Below are 18,687 nucleotides of genomic sequence, written 5' to 3' on the forward strand. Positions count from 1 at the left end.
GGGACCGATCCACATGAACACGCACAATCCCAACGACTTCCGCTATCGCGTCCGCCGTTCCGACGATGCCTCCGCCCGCTTCGACCGCGTTCCGCTGGCGGTGCGGACGCTGTCGAGCAACACGCTGTTCCAAGGTGAGCACGAGATCGGCATCGAGCATCACGGCGCGCTCTACCGGCTCAAGATCACCCGTCAGGGCAAGCTCATCCTCAACAAGTAAGCGTAAGGTAGCAGGATAATGGACCAGCGCGTAAAACCCACCCCGCACGAAATCCGGCGGGCGCGGACGGACAATCCGAAAACGCGCGAGCGCGATCTGGCCGCACAGCTTGGCATTTCGGAGGCTGAGTTGGTGGCCGCGCATTGCGGCGACGGTGTCGTTCGCGTCGAGCCACGCGTCAACGATCTTCTGACCGGCCTCGAAGCCGTCGGCGAGGTGATGGCGCTCACCCGCAACGAAAGCGCCGTGCATGAAAAGATCGGCGCCTACGACAAGGTCGTCACCGGCAATCACAATGCCATGGTGCTGGGCGAGAACATCGACCTGCGCATTTTCCCGAAAATATGGGCGCACGGCTTTGCCGTGGAAAAACGCGACGGCGACGACATCCGCCGCAGCCTGCAATTCTTCGACGCGGCGGGCGAGGCGGTGCACAAGGTGCATTTGCGGCCGGGGTCAAACCTCTATGCCTATCAGAAACTGGTCGCTTCGCTGGAATCGCCGAACCAGGAGCCACTGGTCGCCATTTCGGGGCCAGCCGCCGAGAACGAAGGCGAGGCGGTGACAACGACCGCGAATCTCGACGATCTGCGCGATCGCTGGAGCCGGCTGACCGACGTGCATCAGTTCTTCGGCATGCTGAAGACGTTGAAGCTCAGCCGCCGCCAGGCGGTGCGCATGGTGGGCCAGGACTATGCATGGCTGCTCGACAATGATGCGGTGAGAGCCATGTTCAATCGTGCCGCCGAGGGCGAGATGCCGATCATGTGCTTTGTGGGAAACCGCGGCTGTATCCAAATCCATTCCGGTCCGGTCAAGTCGATCAAGCCAATGGGGCCATGGATCAATGTGCTGGACGAGACCTTCCATCTGCACCTGCGCACCGACCACATTCATGAGGTCTGGGCCGTGCGCAAGCCGACCAAGGACGGCCATGTTACGTCGCTGGAGGTCTACGACGCCGGCGGCAACATGATCATCCAGTTCTTCGGCAAGCGCCATGAAGGAGAGGGTGAGCGCGACGACTGGCGCTTCCTGGCCGAGAACCTGCCGCGCATTCCAAGCCCGACCGCAGCCTGAGGAAACGATGATGGGTCTTCTCACCGGATTGACGGTTGTGCGCGGATCGATGCTTGGCCCGATGCTCGGTCTTTCCCTTGCCTTCGGCGCACCGCAGCCGGCCAACGCCGGCGACGGTGTCTCCGTCTTCGCCGATCCCACCAGGATCGCGTCCATCGGCGGCTCGATCACCGAGATCGTCTATGCGCTCGGCGAGGAAAAGCATCTTGTGGCGCGCGATTCCACCAGCCGCTATCCGAAAGCAGCTCTCGACCTGCCAGATGTCGGCTACATGCGCCAGCTGTCGCCGGAGGGTGTGCTGTCGGTCAACCCTTCGGGCATGCTGGCGCTGCACGGCAGCGGCCCCAAGGAGGCGCTCGACGTGCTGAAGAAGACGAGCATCCCCTTCATCGAAGTGCCTGACCGGTACGACCGTGAAGGCATCCTCGAAAAGGTCCGCGTGGTCGGCAAGGCGCTCGGCGCCGACGCCAAGGCCGAAGCGCTGGCCAGGGAGATCGATGCCAAGCTGCAGACGGCGGAAAAGCAGACGGCCTCGATCAAGAAGCGCAAGCGCGTGCTGTTCGTGCTGTCGATGCAGGGCGGCAAGATCATGGCGGCCGGCAGCGATACCGCGGCCAACGGCATCATCAAGCTGGCCGGCGGCGTCAACGCGATCGAAGGCTTCTCCGGCTACAAGCAACTGTCAGACGAGGCTGTTGTCACCGCCAGGCCGGACGCGATCCTGATGATGAGCAATGCCGGGCCGCCGGTATCGGACGATGAACTGTTCGGCAACGCGTCGATCGCCTCGACGCCGGCCGGAACCGCGCGCAAGCTGATCCGCATCGACGGCGGCTATCTGCTCGGCTTCGGACCACGCACGGCCGACGCCGTCCACGACCTCGCCGCCGCGCTCTATGGCACGCAGATTACGGACTGAGCGGCATGGTCGACCAGTCGATCGCCGGGCCGGCGGAGAGGAAGATGGCCAGCGACGGTGACCGTTCCGGGCGCGCCCGTCTGGTCATCGCGCTCGCCTGCGTCGTGCTTGCGGCAGCGGTATTGCTGTCGCTGACCTCCGGCGCCTCGGATGCCTCCGCCGTCAAGGTCGTCGGCGACTGGCTGTTCGGCGCAGCGCCTGGCGACGTGGCGATGAGCGCGCGAGATCGCCTCATCGTCTATGACATAAGGCTGCCGCGCGTCGTGCTCGGCGTGCTGATCGGGGCTGCGCTCGCGGTCTCCGGCGCGGTCATGCAGGGGCTGTTCCGCAATCCGCTTGCCGACCCCGGCCTTATCGGTGTTTCGGCGGGCTCCAGCCTCGGCGCGGTGGCCGTCATCGTGCTCGGCACGACCGTGCTGTCGCCGGTGACCGCCTCGTTCGGCGCGCTGACCCTTCCTCTGGCGGCCTTCGGCGGCGGGTTGTCGGTGACGTTGCTGCTCTACAAGGTCGCGACGCGGCAGGGCCGCACATCCGTCGCCACCATGCTGCTTGCCGGCCTGGCGCTGGCCGCACTTGCCATGGCGCTGACCGGTATCCTGATCTTCATGGCCGACGACCGGCAACTGCGCGACCTGACCTTCTGGCAACTCGGCTCGCTGGCCGGTGCGACATGGCAGAAGATCGGCTCTGTCGGCCCGGTCATCGTGCTTTCGCTGGCGGCGATGCCGTTCCTGGCTCGCGGCCTCAATGCGCTGGCGCTGGGCGAGGCGACCGCCGGCCATCTCGGCATCCCGGTGCAACGGCTTAAGTACACGGCCATCGTCGGCGTCTCGGCGGCGGTCGGCGCCTCCGTCGCCGTCAGCGGCGGCATCGGTTTCATCGGCATCGTGGTGCCGCATCTGCTGCGCCTGCTGATCGGCCCCGACAACCGCTATCTGCTGCCTGCCTCGGCGCTGCTCGGCGCCTCGCTGCTGCTTTTGGCCGACGCGGTCGCGCGCACCATCGTGGCGCCCGCCGAACTGCCGATCGGCATCGTCACGGCGATCGCCGGGGCGCCGTTCTTCCTCTGGATCCTGCTGCGCAAGCGCGGCGTCATCGACCTGTAGGGGTGTTTCATGATCGAAGCGCGCGATGTTTCGGTGGCGATCGGCAGGAAAGGCATTGTCGCCGGCGTCGATTTCGAGGTCAGGCCGGGTGAGATTTCGGCCATTGTCGGCCCCAATGGGTCGGGCAAGACGACCTTCCTCAAGGCGCTGTCGGGGGAACTCGCGCATACCGGCCGGATTGCCATCAACGGCCGCGAGCTCTCGACGATAACGCCAGTCGAGGCGGCGACGCTGCGCGCGGTGCTGCCGCAGGCGACGACCTTGTCGTTTCCCTTTACTGTGCGCGAGATTGTCAGGCTCGGCCTTGTCGGAGGCCGCTCAGGTGTGCTGCCGGGCGAGGACGAACGCCTGCCGGAACGGGCGCTGGCGCGTGTCGACCTCGACGGTTTCGCCGGCCGCTTCTATCAGGAGCTTTCCGGCGGCGAGCAGCAGCGCGTTCAACTCGCCCGCGTGCTGTGCCAAATCTGGGCGCCGGTGCTCGACGGCAAGCCGCGCTATCTGTTCCTGGACGAGCCGGTGTCCAGCCTCGACATCAAGCACCAGCTGATCATCATGAACATTGCCCGCGACTTCGCCAGAACGGGCGGCGGCGTGGTTGCCATCCTGCACGACCTCAACCTGACGGCGATGTATGCCGACCGGATTTTCGTCATGCACCGCGGCCGGCTTGCCGCCACCGGTTCGCCGCAGGATGTGCTGAGCGACGATCTGATCGAAAGGGTATTCGGTTGCCGCTTAAGGGTTGGAGTCCTGCCAGCCGGCAATATGCCGTTCGTGCTGCCTCAATCAGTGGCCTAGATTCTGGCAGCGGCCTAGATTCTGGCAGCGGCCTAGATTCTGGACGTTCGCCGCAGGTCCAGCCTGCGGCAAACCGGATCAGGCCGCCGGTGCGCGGCGCTCCAGCAGGTCAATGCCGAGCAGGTTGCGCACGTTCGGACGCGCCGCCACGAGATCGGCGATCGTATAGCGGGCAAGGACCGCGAAGAAGGCGTTGAGCGCCTCGCGCAACGCGGAATTCAGCGCGCAACTGTCGACCAGAGGGCATTCCGCGGCGTCGTTCTCGAAGCACTCGGCCATGGCGAAGCTTTCCTCCGTCACGCGCACGACGTCGAACAGGTTGATCGATTCCGCGGCACGGCCAAGCCTGACGCCGCCATTGCGGCCACGCACCGTCTCGACAAGGCCATTCTCGACCAGTGGCTGGAGGATCTTGAACAGGAAAAGCTCCGACACCGAATAGGCGGCGGCGATCTCGGGGATGCGGCTCAGCCGATCGGTATTGGCCGCGCAATACATCAGGATGCGCATGGCGTAATTGGTCTGGCGGGTAAGTCGCATCTTGTCCTCACAAAGCGCCGGCGAGCTGCGATCACGCCAGATTTTGAACTTTGCTGGTGCGGCTTTGCTCCGAGCTTTCGGATTCGCCACACTGGCCTCGGCGGAATATGGCCTATACCTTGGAATAATTCCAGACTAGCTTCGCCTAATAGCTGAATATTCCCGTCAACTTTGTGTGCGCAAGGCGGCAAGACGCGGGCCGAATCGGCTGTCACGCGCATTTTCTCGGGCGAAACACCAGAGCGGTCCAGTGATCGGCAGAATGGCCGACCGCCCTAACTCTTTGTTTTCACGCAATTCCCTGGGGAAAGCGCTAAGCGCTTTTCCAGGGAACAGCGTTACACACCTTTCCTGGAATGCTCTAAATAGATCAGAGATCGACGAGGAGCGGCTCTGACATGTCACAATCAGCCACGGCCATGGCTTCCGGCGGATATGATGCCGACGCGCATGCCAAGATTGTAATGCTGCGGCGGACCAAATTCGTCGCCACGGGGGCACTTGCGCTTTGCGTCGCCGTGTTCGCCCTGGCCAAGTCCTTCGAGAGCACCTATCCCTGGCTCGGCTTCGTCGCCGCTTTTGCCGAGGCGGCGACCATTGGCGGCCTGGCCGACTGGTATGCGGTGGTCGCGCTGTTCAAGCGGCCTCTCGGTCTGCCGATCCCGCACACCGCGATCATTCCCGAGAACCAGAACCGTATCGCCGATAATCTCGGCCGTTTCATCGAAGCCAATTTCCTTGCCCCCGAGCCGGTGCGCGAAAAGTTGGCCGAGGTCGATTTCTCGGCGCTCGTCGCCGACTGGCTGGCCGATTCCGAACGTGCCGCGGGCCTGTCGCGTTTCGTCGTGCGCCTGGTTCCGCAGACGCTTGCCGCCGTCGAGCAATCGGGGCTGCGCGGCTTCGTCACCAGCCGGATGCTGGAGCAGATCGAAAAAGTGCCGCTGGCGCCGTTGGCGGCCGAATTGCTCTCGGCCCTGACCGACGATCGCCGTCACCAGAGGCTGTTCGATGAGTTCATCAAGGTGATCGGCCGGTTCCTCAACGATGAACAGGCGCTGACGACCATGCGCGAAAAGATCCGCGAGGAACTGCCGTCGCTGTTCAAGCTGTTCAGGGCCGACGCCTATCTCCTGAAGAAGATCGTCGCCTCGGCCGGTTCGCTGCTCGACGAGGTGAGAGCCGATCCCGACCACCCGATGCGCACCGAATTCGACCGTTTCGCGCAAGCCTTCGTCGAGCGGTTGAGAACGTCGAAGCAATATGCAAGGCGCGCCGAGAAGCTGAAGCGCGATTTCCTCGCCAGGCCGGAAGTCAAGGCGCTGGCCGGCGACATGTGGGAAAGCCTCAGGCTGTTCATCGAGCAGGATGCCAAGGCGCCGCGATCGATCATCCGCGCGCATCTTGCCAACATGTTCGTCGAGGTCGGCCGGCATCTGGCTGGAGACGCCAAGATCAGGGCCGACATGAACCAGGGATTCGTGGTGGCGCTGTCCTCTTTCGTCGAGAGCCAGAAGAGCGGCGTATCGAAATTCATCGCAGACCAGGTCAAGCGCTGGGATCTGGCGCAACTGACGCGGCTGATCGAGATGAATATCGGCCGGGACCTGCAATATATCCGCTTCAACGGCATGATTATCGGCGGTCTGGCCGGCATCGCGCTTTACACCGCGGAGCGGCTGTTTCTCGTCAATTGACGGGCGCACGCCATGCCCTATTCTCATGGGCGGGGCATCAGCAGTCGCGGCAACAGGGGAGCAGATGAGCATGGCCAAACAACCGGATTCCCATTCCTTCACGGACATGTTCGGCCGGTTCGGCCGCGATCTGAAACTGCCCAATGTCGATGTCGAGGCAATCCTCGCGCACCACCGCAAGAACCTTGAAGCGCTGGAGAAATCGGCGCGGGCAAGTGCCGCCGGCGCGTCGTCGCTGTTCTCCAGGCAACGCGAGATGCTGCAGGACACGCTGCGCGAAATTGCCGACATGACGCAAGGCTACAGAGCGCCCGGCACGCCGCAGGACCTGATGGCCAAGCAGACTGAGTTCGCCAGGAAATCCTTCGAGATCACGTTGAAGAATGCCAGCGAAGTGGCCGAGCTGGTCAGGAAATCCGGCACCGAATCGGTCGACATCCTGCGCATGCGCATCAAGGAGGCGATGGAGGAAATCCGCGCCGGCTACGAGAAGAAGTAGCTTGCGTGACAAAGACCGGTTGCCTGCCAACCCTGCGCCAGGCGTAGTTTTGTTCGGATGCTCTTTCATCGGCCGCCATGCTTTTACACCATGGGTACCCTCAAATGCCAAGGCCGGGCGAACACGGCTTGACGTAGGACCATGCCAGGATTCGCGTCGGTCCCGGCGGAACGGAATCATGCAGGGCGAATTGACAGAGGCCGCCGGTTCGTGGTCCGGAAGCGTTGGAAGCTATCGGGAAAACAGGAATGACCGAAATACGGCCTAAGACGCCGCCGACCTACGAGCAGTTGAGGACGATGTCCGGGCAGGAGCTTGGCGTCTCGGAATGGACGACAGTCGACCAGAACCGTATCAACCAGTTCGCCGAATGCACCGGCGATCATCAATGGATCCATGTCGACCCCGAACGGGCGCGGCGGCAAAGCCCGTTCCGCACGACGATCGCCCATGGCTATCTGACGCTGTCGATCATCGGCGCGCTGGCGCTCGGCATGGGAATCGTGCCCGAGAACACGCAGGCCGCCTTCAACTACGGCTTCGACAAGGTGCGTTTCCTGGCGCCGGTCAAGGTGGGCGCACGCATCCGGCTGCGCACCACGCTGCTGTCCATGGAGGACAGGGGGCCGGGCCAATACCTGATGAAGGCCGCCAACACCGTCGAGATCGAGGGCGAGGAAAAGCCGGCGCTGACGGCCGAGACGCTGGTCATGCTCTATGAGCGCCGCAAGCGGGCAGGGGCCTGAGCGGCATTCGCCCAAGCCCCCTGAATTGATCTTCGTCAGGCATTCTCCGCCCGCCGGCTCGGCAAGAGGCTGAGCACCAGCGCCGCCACCGCCAGTGCCGTTGCCGTCTGGAAGGTCACCTGCATTCCGCTGGCCGCCGCCGCTGACGTCAGCATGCCTTGGCCGCCGGCTTCGCGTCCTCCGGCCGATACGGCGGCGAATAGGGCGCCCATGACGGAGGCGCCCGTAATGAGGCCAAGGTTGCGCGACAGATTGAGCAGGCCGGAGATGACGCCGCGTTGACCGGCGCCGACGCTGCTCATGACGGCGGCGTTGTTCGCTGTCTGGAACAGGGCATAACCGAAGCAGGTCACGGTGATGGGGACGACATAGCTGGCGATGCCGAGTGTCGTTATCGCCAGGGACAGGAGGAACGTGCCCGTGGCAAGGCCGAGCAGGCCCGCGACCATCATCCTTTTGGCTCCGAAGCGATCGGCAAGGCGTCCGGCAAGCAACGCCGACAGCGCAGAGACCAGCGGGCCTGTCGAGAGCACCAGTCCGACGTTTGCCGCCTCCAGTCCGAGCCCGCGCGAGAGATAGAACGGCGCAACCACCAAAGTCGCCATCATCACGGTGGCAACGATCAGGTTCATGGCCAGGCTGGCGCTCAGCGAGAGATCACGGAAGGCGGAAAGCTCGACCGATGGGTTTTTCGCCATCCTTTGCGCAGTGGCGAACAGGAAGATGCCGATGCCAGCCGCGACCAGCAGGCCGAGATTGATGAGCCCGAAACTGCCTCTACCCAGTGTCATCGCCAGCGCGTAGGCCGCCAATGTCAGGGCCAACAGGCCCGTGCCCAAACCATCGAAGCCGGCTTGGCCGGCCCGCACCGTCCGGTTGCCGGTAGGCAAAGCACGCCAGGCCATTGCAAAGGTCAGGATGCCGAGCGGCACGTTGACCAGGAAAATCGAACGCCAGCCGAGAGCGGCGATCAGCAGGCCGCCCATGGAGGGGCCGAGCGTGGTGCCGATGGCCGACATGGCGCCGAGCAGGCCCATGGCGCTGCCGGTCCTGGCCTTGCTCACCGTCTCGGCGACAAGGGCCAATGTCAGCGCCATCATCAGCGCCGCGCCAAGCCCTTGCACCGCCCGCGCCGCGATCAGCAGCCACAAAGCCGGCGAGAGGCCGCAGAGCACCGACGCCGATGTGAACAGCGCGATGCCGAAAAGCAGCAGCGGCCGCCGCCCGAGCATGTCGGCGAGGCGCCCGGCACTGACGATCAGGATGGTGATGGCGAGCAGATAGGCAATCACGACCCATTGCACCTGTTGGAACGAGGCATCGAATGTCTGCATCAGCGCGGGAAGGCCGACGCTGGCGATGCTGGTGCCGAGCGACGACAGCAGCGTGGCCAGCGACAGGCTCGCCAGCGCCCATCCAGCCGATGGGATTTTCTGTGCGACCGATGCGTGCTCGTTGCGATGTTGCTCAGTGACTGCCACGGCGATCTCCCTTTGTCGGCTTCAGGTCGAAGCTTCGAAGATCTAATCGTTTGTATGATGTGGCGGAACGCGCAGCATTTGCATTCTATTCGTGCGTTGCACGCCACATCAGCGGATTTCGTGCTAGGATCGAACCATGTCGCCGCCCGATCTCAACCTGCTCGTCGCCCTCGATGTCCTGCTGGACGAAGGCAGCGTGGCGCGTGCGGCGACGCGATTACGGCTCAGCCCCTCGGCGATGAGCCGCACGCTGGCGCGCCTGCGCGCGGCGACGGGAGATCCGCTGCTGGTGCGGGCCGGTCGCGGTCTGGTTCCAACGCCACGCGCGCAGGAACTGCGCCAGCAGGTCGGTCGTGTGGTTCAGGATGCGGAAACGCTGCTGCGCCCGGCGAGGCTGCTTGATCTGCCGGGCCTGGAGAGGACCTTCACGCTGCGCACCAATGAAAGCTTCGTCGAGGAGTTCGGGCCGCGCCTGATCGCCCGCATCCAGGCCGATGCGCCGGGCGTGCGGCTGCGTTTCGCGCCGAAGTCGGACAAGGACATGGCGTCACTGCGCGAAGCGGCGATCGACCTGGAAGTAGGCGTGGCCGGCGAGACCGGGCCGGAGGTGCGCATCCAGGCGCTTTTTCGCGACCGTTTCGTCTGCGCGGTGCGCAGCGGCCATCCGCTCGGCCAGGGCGCGATGACGCCGGAACGCTATGCGGCCGGCCGCCACATCAATGTTTCGCGGCGGGGGCGCGAAAGGGGACCGATCGACGAGGCCTTGAGCCGGCTCGGATTACAGCGGACGGTCGTGTGCATGGCTTCCGGTTTTTCGGCCGCGCTCGCCATGGCGCGCGCCTCGGAGCTGATCGCCAGCGTGCCCGAGCGGCATACGCAAGGCGCGCGCGCCGGCATGCAGACTTTTTCCCTGCCGGTCGACATTCCGGCGGTCACCATTTCCATGCTCTGGCATCCGCGGCTCGATGCCGATCCGGCGCAGCGCTGGCTGCGGAGTTGTGTGCGCGACATTTGCGTGAAGTCCTGATCGCGCAAGCCGCGCCGCAGCCGTCAGCGCGGCATGGCTGCCTCCAGCACCTTGAAAATCCGCTCGTCTTCGCATTGTGCAACGTTGAAGCGCAGGAATCGGCTGGCTGATCGCGACAGGCTGAACGCGTTCCCGGGCGCCAGCACGACATTGGCCGCAAGCGCGCGGCGGGCAATCTCGGCTGCGTCCACTGCATCCGGCAGGCTGCACCAGAGGAACAGACCGGCGGGCTGCTCGATCCAGGGCGTGATCCCGATCGCCTTCAGCCGAGCGCCTGTCTCGATCATGGCGCGTGAGAGCCGGGCGCGCAGCAGGTCCATGTGCTTGCGATAGCTGCCATCCCTGAGCAGGGTCAGCACCAATTCGGCCGCGAGCCGCCCGCCGCCGAAGGTGGTGGCGATCTTGAGGTCGGCCAGCCCTTCCATCCAGTCACGGGGCGCGGCGATGAAGCCGCAGCGTATCGAGGCCGAAAGCGTCTTGGAGAAACTGCCGATATGGACGACACGCTCGAGACCGTCGAAAGCCGCGAGCCTTGGGGCAGGAGCGTGTTCGAAATCGGCGAAGATGTCGTCCTCGACGATGGTCAGGTCCGATTGATCGGCGAGCTTGAGCAGCCGGTGCGCGGTGACCGGCGACAGGATCGCGCCGGTCGGGTTGTGGATGGCGGAGTTGGTGATGTAGAGGCGCGGCCGATGCTCGGCCAGCGCCTGCGCGAACAAGTCGATATCCGGTCCCGATGGCGTATAGGGGACGCTGACGACCTTGGCCTGATGGGCACGCAACAGTGCGTGGAAATTGAAATAGCAGGGATCGTCCACCAGCACTGTATCGCCGGGTTCGAGCAGGAACCGGCACAGGAGGTCGATGGCCTGCGTGCCCGATTCCGTCAGCATGATCTGTTCGGGGGAAGCCTCGATGCCATGCGTGGCCATGCGCCGCGCCAGCAATTGGCGCAGCGGCGGCAGCCCGAGCGGCGTGCCGTAGTCGGCAAGGGCCACATCATCGGCGCGCGCCACGGTGCGCAGCGCGCGACGTAGCGCTGCCTGCGGCATCCACGAGGCGGGCAGCCAGCCGCAGCCGGGCTTCAGCATCTCATCGCCCGCTTCCAGCGACTGCCGCGAAACCCAGAGCGGATCGACGGCGCGATCGAGTCGGGGGCCGATCTCGGCCAGCGACAGCGGCGCCAGCGATCCGGCGGCATAGAAGCCGGAGCCTGGCCGGGAACGGATCGCGCCTTCCGCCGCCAGTCGCTCATAGGCCTCGACCACTGTCGATTTGGAAACCTGCATGGATTTCGCGAAGGCGCGGATCGAGGGCAATCGGGCGCCGGGCGTGAGGCTGCGCGCGGCAATTCGCTGGCGGATGGTGGACATGACGCCTTCGACAAGGGTTCCGCTGTTGTCGAATCTCGCTGATACGTTCATCTGTACCTTCCGGCAAACCATTACAGTTTTGTTGAATTGTACTGCATTGTCTCTGGTGACGCCATGGGTATGGGCCCGATAGAGGGCGCAACGGATGGAGTGCCTGCAATGGACAAGACGACGAGCGGCTGGGTGAGCGGATTCATCGGCGTGTTGATTTTCAGCGGCTCCTTGCCGGCAACGCGCGTGGCGGTGATGGATCTCGATCCGACATTCCTGACGTCGGCGCGCGCGGTGATAGCAGCTTTGCTTGGCCTCGCGCTGCTGCTCGTCTTCCGCGAGAAGCGCCCGGAACGTCATGACCTGATGTCGCTTGTCATCGTCGCGTTGGGTGTGGTGGTCGGCTTTCCCTTGCTGACAGCCTTGGCGCTGAAGCATGTCACCTCTGCTCATTCCATCATCTTCGTCGGCTTGCTGCCGCTGGCGACCGCGATCTTCGGCGTGCTGCGCGGGGGCGAGAGGCCGAGACCGGCCTTCTGGCTGTTCTCATGCCTCGGCAGCGCGTTGGTGGGTGGGTTTGCCCTTGCGCAAGGCATGACGGCCTCACCCGTTGGCGACGCACTGATGCTTGCCGCCATCATCGTGTGCGGCCTGGGCTACGCAGAAGGCGCCGCGCTGTCGCGCAGGCTGGGCGGCTGGCAAGTGATCTGCTGGGCGCTGGTGCTGTCACTGCCGGTCATGCTGGTGCTGACCGTGGTCACCCTGCCACCGTCCTTCGCCACGGTCGGGACCAATGCATGGATCGGGCTTGCCTATGTCTCGCTGTTCAGCATGCTGATCGGCTTCGTGTTCTGGTATCGCGGCCTCGCGCAAGGCGGCATCGCCGCCGTGGGGCAGTTGCAACTGCTGCAGCCCTTTTTTGGCCTCGCCCTGGCGGCGTCCCTGCTGCATGAGCAGGTCAGTCCCCTGATGGTCGTCATCACGCTCGGCGTGGTGCTGTGCGTATTCGGCGCCAAAAAGTTTGCCAGGCGGGATTTGCCACGGCCCGCAACCGGCGCCGCTGGCTAAAACTTCGTCACCACACCGATGCCGATGCCTTCGAAGCCGCCCATCGCCATCAGTGCAGCCGGCGCTTCCTCAAGGCTGATCTTCTTGCCGACCAGAAGCTCGGGTTTCAGCTTGCCGGTGCGGATCATCTCCATCATCGCGGGGTAGCGGTAGGCCTGCATGCCGTGGCTGCCGAGGATTTCGAGCTCGAACGCGATCACCTTGTCCATCGGCACCTGCGGGCGGGCGTGATCGCCCAGCATCAGGCCGACCTGCACATGGCGCCCGCGCCGGCGTAGATTGGCGATCGAATTGAACGAGGTCGTGGGATGACCGAGTGCATCCATGGACATATGCACGCCGCCATTGGTGATCTGCTTGACCGCCTTGACGACGTTCGGGGTCGTCGCCGCGTTGATGGTCGCCACCGCGCCGATCTTCCTGGCGAAGTCCAGCTTCTCTTCGGTGAGGTCGATGGCGATGACATTGGCACCCATGGCGCTGGCGATCATGATCGCCGACAGGCCGACACCGCCGCAGCCATGCACCGCCACCCACTCGCCCGGCGTCACCCGGCCCTGATCGACGATGGCGCGGAACGAGGTGACGAAGCGGCAGCCGAGGCTGGCGGCAGTGGCGAATTCCATCTCGTCGGGCAGGCGCACGAGGTTGGTGTCGGCGTGCTCGATGGCGACATATTCGGCGAACGAGCCCCAGGCGTTGAAGCCCGGCTGGGACTGGTGCTCGCAGACCTGGTGATTGCCGGACGTGCATTCGAAACAATGGCCGCAGCCGACGGCGAACGGGACGGTGACGCGCTCGCCAGCCTTCCAGCGGGTCACCTGCTTGCCGGCGGCTACCACGACGCCGGCCAGCTCGTGACCGGGGACATGCGGCAAGCGGATATCGGCGTCATGGCCCATCCAGCCGTGCCAATCGCTGCGGCACAGGCCTGTCGCCTCGACCTTGATGACGACGCCGTCCGGCGCCGGCTTCGGATCGGGAACGGTCTGGATCGTCGGCGCCTCGCCGAATTTTTCGAAGACGACGGCTTTCATCGGCAACTCCACCTTGCGCGCACTTCGGGAAACGATAGCCGATTCCCTGGCCGGTCAAGCGGAAATCGATTCCGCCAGACAAGCCGGCCGTTTGGGCATACGCCGATGGCGACGCTGCGCGTCGCCGAAAAGGTTACTCGGCATCGATCTGGTTTTGCGGCGCGGCGTTCTGAAAGGCCGGCAGGGCCATGCAAGCGGCGTTGATGCGCGAGATCGTCGGGTAGGGCGCCATATCGACGCCGAAACGGGCATTGCTGGTGACTTGTGCCGCCAGGCAGATATCGGCCAGCCCCGGCGTGTCGCCGTGGCAGAAGGTGCCGGTCTCGGGCGAAGCCATCAACAGGTCTTCGAGTGGCTTGAAACCCTCTTTGACCCAGTGCCGGAACCACTTGGCGACATCCTCGTCGCCGGCGCCGAACAGGGTTCGCAGCGCGGTCAGGATACGCAGATTGTTCACCGGATGGATATCGCAGGCAATCATCTGCGCCAGCATCCTGACACGGGCGCGCCCAACTGCGTCCTTCGGCAGCAGAGGCGGTTCGGGCGTCGTCTCGTCGAGAAATTCGATGATCGCCAGCGATTGCGTCAGCAGGGTGCCGTCGCCCAGGATCAGCGCCGGCACTAGGCCCTGCGGGTTGACCGCGAGATAGGCCGGTTCGAGATGCTCGCCATGGCGCAGGTGATGCGGCACGTAGTCATAGGTCAGCCCCTTCATCTCCAGCGCAATCCGCACCCTGTAGGAGGTGGAGGAGCGGTAGTAGTTGTGAAGGACGATGTCGCTCATGCACTCACCGATTTGGCTGGCCGATGGTCACTTCGATCGTGCCGATGCCGTCGACGCCGCCGGTCATCGTCTCCCCAGGGTTGACCGCGCCGACGCCGGCCGGCGTGCCGGTGAAGATGAGGTCGCCTGGCTGCAATTCCATGCCTTCGCTGCAGATCGAGACGATGTCGGAGATCGGCCAGATCAACTCGGCGAGATCGGCGTCCTGCCGGATCTTGCCGTCGACAGCCAGCCAGATACGGCCCTGGCTCGGATGGCCGGATTTTTGCGCGGGAACCAGAGGACCGCACGGCGCGGAGAGGTCGAAAGCCTTCGACCAGTCCCAGGGCCGCGCTGCTTTCTTGGCTTCGTCCTGGAGATCGCGGCGGGTGAGGTCGATGCCGACGGCATAGCCCCAGACATAATCCAGCGCCTGGGCGCGCGGGATGCGGAAGCCCGGCTTGCCGATCGCGACCACCAGTTCGATCTCATGGTGCAGGTTGGTCGTCAGCGGCGGGTAGGGGATCGTGGCGCCGGAGTCTGCCAACGCATCGGCGGGCTTGGTGAAGAAGAAGGGTGGATCGCGCTCGTCATTGCCGAACTCCCTGATATGCGCGGCGTAGTTGCGCCCGACGCAGAAGATGCGGCGCACCGCAAATCGCTCGTTCGAGCCGGCCACTGCGACCGAGGGCGTTGGCGGAGCGGGGAGGACAAAGGCGGTCATGGTCTGTCTCTGCAGTTGGATGTCGGGCCGCGGGCACCTTCGGCCGAATTGAGAGGCCGGGCAAGGCGTCGCTTTTCATAAAGCATTGGCCGGCCGGCCGTATAAGGAATCCGGAGTTTCCATCACTTTCGCGGCGATGCATCGTCCGCTGGGATAGACTATTTGCCAATAAGTCAGCCGTGGTCGCGGGATTATGCTGCGGCCGGCAAACCGAAACGAGCCACATGACAGCAGCCACTGACAGCGCCCGGTTCCTGATCATCGACGATCATCCGCTGTTTCGCGAGGCGCTGCACAGCGCCGTGCAGATGGCCTACCCGGAGGTCGACACGGTGGAGGCGCGCTCGATCGCCGAGGCACTCGACCTGCTGGCCGGGACAAAGCCGTTCGACCTTGCCCTGCTCGATCTCAGCATGCCCGGGGTGCACGGCTTCGAGGGGTTGCTGCAGCTTCGGACCCGCTATCCGCGCCTGCCCGTGGTCATAGTATCCGGTTACGAGGAGCCCAAGATCATCTCCGAGGCGCTGTCCTACGGTGCTGCCGGCTTCATCCCGAAATCGGCGCGCAAGAGCGATCTGGCCAACGCCATACGCTCGGTGATGGAAGGTGCCATCTATGTTCCGGAAACTTATGAGGGCCGCCCGCCCGACGCCGACAGCACCGACCGCGCCGACATGGTGCAGCGCCTTTCGACATTGACGCCGCAGCAGTTGCGCGTGTTGCAGATGCTACGCCAGGGCCTGCTCAACAAGCAGATCGCCTATGAGCTGCAAGTGGGCGAGACCACAGTCAAGGCGCACGTCTCGGAGATCCTGCGCAAGCTCAACGTCTACAGCCGCACGCAAGCGGTGATCGAGGTTTCGAAGCTTGATAATGCGGAGCTTTTCAGGGATCAGGCGGGGTTTTGAGGGGCAGGTCTAAGCCAGCAGATGTGCCAGCAGCGCCCTTAGTTGCGCGGGCTTGAGCGGCTTGCGCATCAACTCGATGCCGCCGGCCCGCGCCGCCTTGGCGACGGCTTCGGAACTGTCGGCGGTGACGATCAGCGCCGGCACCGCGCGGCCGAGATAGCGGCGGACCTTCGATATGGTGGCGGTGCCGAGATCGCCGCCGTCGAGATGCTGGTCGGCTATGACGATGTCGGGCACCCAGTCCGTGTCGCCGAGCATGTCGAGCGCGTCGTCGGTCGAGGTCGCGGCGCGCACCAGGCATTGCCAGCGTTCGAGCAACGAGGTCATCGCCTGCAGCACCTCGACATCGTTCTCGACCAGCAGAACCTTGGTGCCGAACAAGCCATAGCCGCGCGGCCGCTCCAGGCTTGCAGCGCTGGCGACGGCGTCCGCCGTGGCACCGATGCCGACGGGGACATCGATGTGAAAAATCGTGCCGCGACCGACCTTCGAGGAAAACGTCACGGGATGGCCGAGCGCGCCGGCGATGCGCCGCACGATGGCCAGCCCAAGGCCGAGGCCGCCGCCGGCGAGTTCGGCATTGGCAGGCATGATGCCGCGATGAAATTCCTCGAACACCGCCTCGCGCTGGTCGTCGGGAATGCCGCAGCCGGTGTCGGCGACATCGATGCGGATGGCATCGCCGCGGTGCCTGGTGCCGACAAGGACACCGCCCGAGCGGGTGTAGCCCAGCGCATTGGAGAGGATGTTCTGCAGGATGCGGCGCAGCAGCGTGCGATCGGAGCGAACCACGGCGTTGACGGCGCGGAATTTCAGCGACAGGCCTTTCAGTTCGGCCACAGGCTGGAAATCCGACCGCAGCGACGAGAACAGCGCCTCCAGGCTGACGTCGCCAATGTCGGGCTGGACCACACCCGCATCGAGCTTGGAGATGTCGAGCAGCGTGCGCAGCAGGTCCTCCATCGTCTCCAGCGAGCGCTCGACCTGCCGTACCAGTTTCCGGCCCTCGTCGCTGGTCTGCACTTCGGCAAGGGCGGAGACGGACAGATGCGCCGCATTCAACGGCTGCAGCACGTCGTGGCTGGCCGCCGCGAGAAAGCGGGTCTTGGACAGGTTCGCCTGCTCGGCATTTTCCTTGGCGGCGCTGAGGTCGATGTTCGATTGTTCCAGCCGCCGCAAGGTCGAGTGCAGTTCCTCGGTGCGGGCGCGTACCCTGCTTTCCAGTGAGATCGCGGTCTGGAACAGCGAGAAGGCGTTGCCTTGCTGGTCCATCGAGCGCTCGACGCGGCTGACCAGCGCAGCGTTGATCTTCTTCAGCCTGTCGGGATCGTCTATGTCCTTGAGGGGCACGGCAGCGCTCACTCGGCGGCCGGGCGCTCGCCGAAGGCGATGCCGGTGAAGGTCTGGTTGAGATGCATCGACCGGTATTGTTCGCCATAGGTGCCGAAGCCGATGACGTTGTTGACCCGGTAGAGTTCGGAAATCTCGCGAAAGACCTGGCGGTTGCGCGCATCCAGCCGGCGCAGGACACAGTCGAAGCCGATGATCATGTCGATGCCGCCAAGCCTCGCCTCGACGTCGAGCAGAGCCGCGCGGGTCGATTCCACCATGTCCTTGGGTTGGGCGATCGACAGCACGACACCATCGTCGATGGCGCAGAAGAACGACAGCGAGCCGTCCGCATGCATCTTCTGGATGGAGCGGCAGTAATATTCACCGCCTACCTTCACCACCACCGGATGCGAGGCGAAGCTCAGCGGTGTCAGCGTCTGCGCGACGATGCCGACCGAAGCGGCATATTCCTCGGCCGCATTGGTGGCATTGAACTCGCGCACGATGCGGTGATCGGGATCGGACGCGGTGACCACCAGCTTTTCGTCGGTGGGAACGAAATTGTCGGTCTTGAAGACATGGAAAGGGATTTCCGTGGCGACCAGCACGATGATGGCGCTGTCGGAGGTGACCTTGCCGTTGGAGATCAGGCTCGTCGTCTCGAATTTCAGGTCGTCACCGGCGGAACCGCCGAGCAGTGGTATGTCATCGAGGCCCCAATGGATGGCCGAACTCACCGCTTCCTCGGCATAGGACAGTCCGTCGATGAAACAGAGCGCGAAGGTGTTCCTGGTCCGCTCGCCGCCGATGCGCCCATGCAGCGTACGTCGCAGATCCTCGACATCACCAGTGACCCTGTCCAAGCCCGATGACGAAAGGTTGTCGACCGTGGTGCTGACCGCGGTGAATGAACCCGAAGGGAGCAGCATGGCGAGGATATGGCCTTCCTCGAGGCCCTGCGGCGTGATTTCGCCGGCGGTCGAGCAGCCGGCGTAGTGTAGCGCCGGCGCATGGGCCGCGATTGCGCGCGAAAGGGCGCCGGCCTCGACAAGGCGCTGGGAAAAGAACAACAGGGCGAAGCCGGCCTCGATGGCGGCCGCCTCCGCCGCCACCGCGCGTGCGAAGACGTCCGGGTCGGGCTCGTCCGTGGTCAGCGCCGACAAACCGCATGCGTAGCGCGTCCGTGAAACGGTCAGCGACGTTCTCCCGCATTTCCTCCGACGCTGCCTGTGCGCGGCTGTTGATGTGCTTCTTGCGCCAACGTCGAAAGCCATTGTTGCCGCCAATCGGCATTTTGGCAATGGGGCGAGGGGAATGCGTGTTTCGCCCTGCCATGGCCGAAAGTACAATGATCCGGCTTTTGCGCCGCGCTGTTTTTTAC

The 18,687-nt window shown here is 64.4% G+C and carries 19 protein-coding genes; 11 read left to right on the plus strand and 8 right to left on the minus strand.

The genetic code is table 11. The annotated features are described in order from the left end of the window. Positions 1-13 precede the first annotated feature (13 nt). Genes hemP through FJ946_RS20745 form a run of 5 tightly spaced genes read left to right on the plus strand, consistent with a single transcriptional unit; the run spans position 14 to position 4,123 of the window. The gene (hemP, locus tag FJ946_RS20725) at positions 14-220 is read left to right on the plus strand and encodes a hemin uptake protein HemP (protein WP_023757683.1); all 207 of its coding nucleotides are present in this window, start codon (positions 14-16) and stop codon (positions 218-220) included. A gap of 18 nt (positions 221-238) precedes the next feature. Then, a complete protein-coding gene (locus FJ946_RS20730) occupies positions 239-1,300 on the plus strand; it encodes a hemin-degrading factor (RefSeq protein WP_140517206.1) in 1,062 nt (353 codons plus the stop codon). A gap of 10 nt (positions 1,301-1,310) precedes the next feature. Next, positions 1,311-2,219, plus strand: coding sequence for a hemin ABC transporter substrate-binding protein (locus FJ946_RS20735; RefSeq protein ID WP_140564118.1), 909 nt, complete (start codon positions 1,311-1,313; stop codon positions 2,217-2,219). Positions 2,220-2,224: 5 nt separating this feature from the next. Next, positions 2,225-3,325 (plus strand): iron ABC transporter permease, encoded by a 1,101-nt coding sequence (locus FJ946_RS20740; RefSeq protein ID WP_140495711.1) that lies wholly within the window; start codon positions 2,225-2,227, stop codon positions 3,323-3,325. Between the two features lie 9 nt (positions 3,326-3,334). After that, the gene (locus FJ946_RS20745) at positions 3,335-4,123 is read left to right on the plus strand and encodes a heme ABC transporter ATP-binding protein (RefSeq protein WP_140564117.1); all 789 of its coding nucleotides are present in this window, start codon (positions 3,335-3,337) and stop codon (positions 4,121-4,123) included. A 78-nt stretch (positions 4,124-4,201) separates the two neighbouring features. Here FJ946_RS20745 and rirA read toward each other — a convergent pair whose 3' ends face one another. After that, a complete protein-coding gene (gene rirA, locus FJ946_RS20750) occupies positions 4,202-4,663 on the minus strand; it encodes an iron-responsive transcriptional regulator RirA (protein ID WP_140495713.1) in 462 nt (153 codons plus the stop codon). A 398-nt stretch (positions 4,664-5,061) separates the two neighbouring features. Here rirA and FJ946_RS20755 point away from each other — a divergent pair, with 398 nt between their 5' ends. From FJ946_RS20755 to FJ946_RS20765, 3 genes are all read left to right on the plus strand, one after another. Beyond that, positions 5,062-6,357 (plus strand): DUF445 domain-containing protein, encoded by a 1,296-nt coding sequence (locus FJ946_RS20755; protein ID WP_140564116.1) that lies wholly within the window; start codon positions 5,062-5,064, stop codon positions 6,355-6,357. A 70-nt stretch (positions 6,358-6,427) separates the two neighbouring features. Beyond that, entirely contained in the window at positions 6,428-6,856 is a 429-nt protein-coding gene (locus tag FJ946_RS20760) for a phasin family protein (RefSeq protein ID WP_140564115.1), read from the plus strand. A gap of 248 nt (positions 6,857-7,104) precedes the next feature. After that, complete coding sequence (locus FJ946_RS20765; RefSeq protein ID WP_140495716.1) at positions 7,105-7,602, plus strand: MaoC family dehydratase; 498 nt, start codon at positions 7,105-7,107, stop codon at positions 7,600-7,602. 35 nt (positions 7,603-7,637) lie between these two features. Here the strand turns inward: FJ946_RS20765 and FJ946_RS20770 are convergent, their stop codons facing one another. Beyond that, positions 7,638-9,083, minus strand: coding sequence for an MFS transporter (locus tag FJ946_RS20770; RefSeq protein ID WP_140564114.1), 1,446 nt, complete (start codon positions 9,081-9,083; stop codon positions 7,638-7,640). Positions 9,084-9,219: 136 nt separating this feature from the next. On the opposite strand from FJ946_RS20770, the gene FJ946_RS20775 reads away from it, so the two are divergent. Beyond that, positions 9,220-10,110 (plus strand): LysR family transcriptional regulator, encoded by an 891-nt coding sequence (locus FJ946_RS20775; protein WP_140564113.1) that lies wholly within the window; start codon positions 9,220-9,222, stop codon positions 10,108-10,110. 23 nt (positions 10,111-10,133) lie between these two features. On the opposite strand, the gene FJ946_RS20780 is transcribed toward FJ946_RS20775, so the two are convergent. Next, positions 10,134-11,534: a PLP-dependent aminotransferase family protein gene (locus FJ946_RS20780; RefSeq protein ID WP_140564112.1), complete on the minus strand. Its 1,401-nt coding sequence runs from the start codon at positions 11,532-11,534 to the stop codon at positions 10,134-10,136. Between the two features lie 108 nt (positions 11,535-11,642). Between FJ946_RS20780 and FJ946_RS20785 the strand changes: the two genes are divergently transcribed. After that, complete coding sequence (locus FJ946_RS20785) at positions 11,643-12,542, plus strand: DMT family transporter (protein WP_140521057.1); 900 nt, start codon at positions 11,643-11,645, stop codon at positions 12,540-12,542. On the opposite strand, the gene FJ946_RS20790 is transcribed toward FJ946_RS20785, so the two are convergent. The 3 genes from FJ946_RS20790 to FJ946_RS20800 all read right to left on the minus strand — a co-directional run bounded on the left by FJ946_RS20790 (position 12,539) and on the right by FJ946_RS20800 (position 15,066). After that, complete coding sequence (locus FJ946_RS20790; protein WP_140495721.1) at positions 12,539-13,579, minus strand: zinc-dependent alcohol dehydrogenase family protein; 1,041 nt, start codon at positions 13,577-13,579, stop codon at positions 12,539-12,541. The genes FJ946_RS20785 and FJ946_RS20790 overlap by 4 nt on opposite strands. Before the next feature lie 133 nt (positions 13,580-13,712). Further along, a complete protein-coding gene (gene maiA / locus FJ946_RS20795; protein WP_140517184.1) occupies positions 13,713-14,363 on the minus strand; it encodes a maleylacetoacetate isomerase in 651 nt (216 codons plus the stop codon). Positions 14,364-14,367: 4 nt separating this feature from the next. Further along, complete coding sequence (locus tag FJ946_RS20800; protein ID WP_140564111.1) at positions 14,368-15,066, minus strand: fumarylacetoacetate hydrolase family protein; 699 nt, start codon at positions 15,064-15,066, stop codon at positions 14,368-14,370. 224 nt (positions 15,067-15,290) lie between these two features. On the opposite strand from FJ946_RS20800, the gene FJ946_RS20805 reads away from it, so the two are divergent. Further along, a complete protein-coding gene (locus FJ946_RS20805) occupies positions 15,291-15,974 on the plus strand; it encodes a response regulator transcription factor (RefSeq protein WP_140495724.1) in 684 nt (227 codons plus the stop codon). 9 nt (positions 15,975-15,983) lie between these two features. Here the strand turns inward: FJ946_RS20805 and FJ946_RS20810 are convergent, their stop codons facing one another. Together FJ946_RS20810 and FJ946_RS20815 are read right to left on the minus strand one after the other, a co-directional pair. After that, positions 15,984-17,324, minus strand: coding sequence for a hybrid sensor histidine kinase/response regulator (locus FJ946_RS20810; protein ID WP_140495725.1), 1,341 nt, complete (start codon positions 17,322-17,324; stop codon positions 15,984-15,986). Positions 17,325-17,332: 8 nt separating this feature from the next. After that, entirely contained in the window at positions 17,333-18,469 is a 1,137-nt protein-coding gene (locus tag FJ946_RS20815; RefSeq protein WP_140685886.1) for an FIST signal transduction protein, read from the minus strand. Positions 18,470-18,687: the final 218 nt, after the last annotated feature.

Origin of the sequence: Mesorhizobium sp. B2-4-7, assembly GCF_006442685.1 — a bacterium.
Taxonomy (GTDB): domain Bacteria; phylum Pseudomonadota; class Alphaproteobacteria; order Rhizobiales; family Rhizobiaceae; genus Mesorhizobium.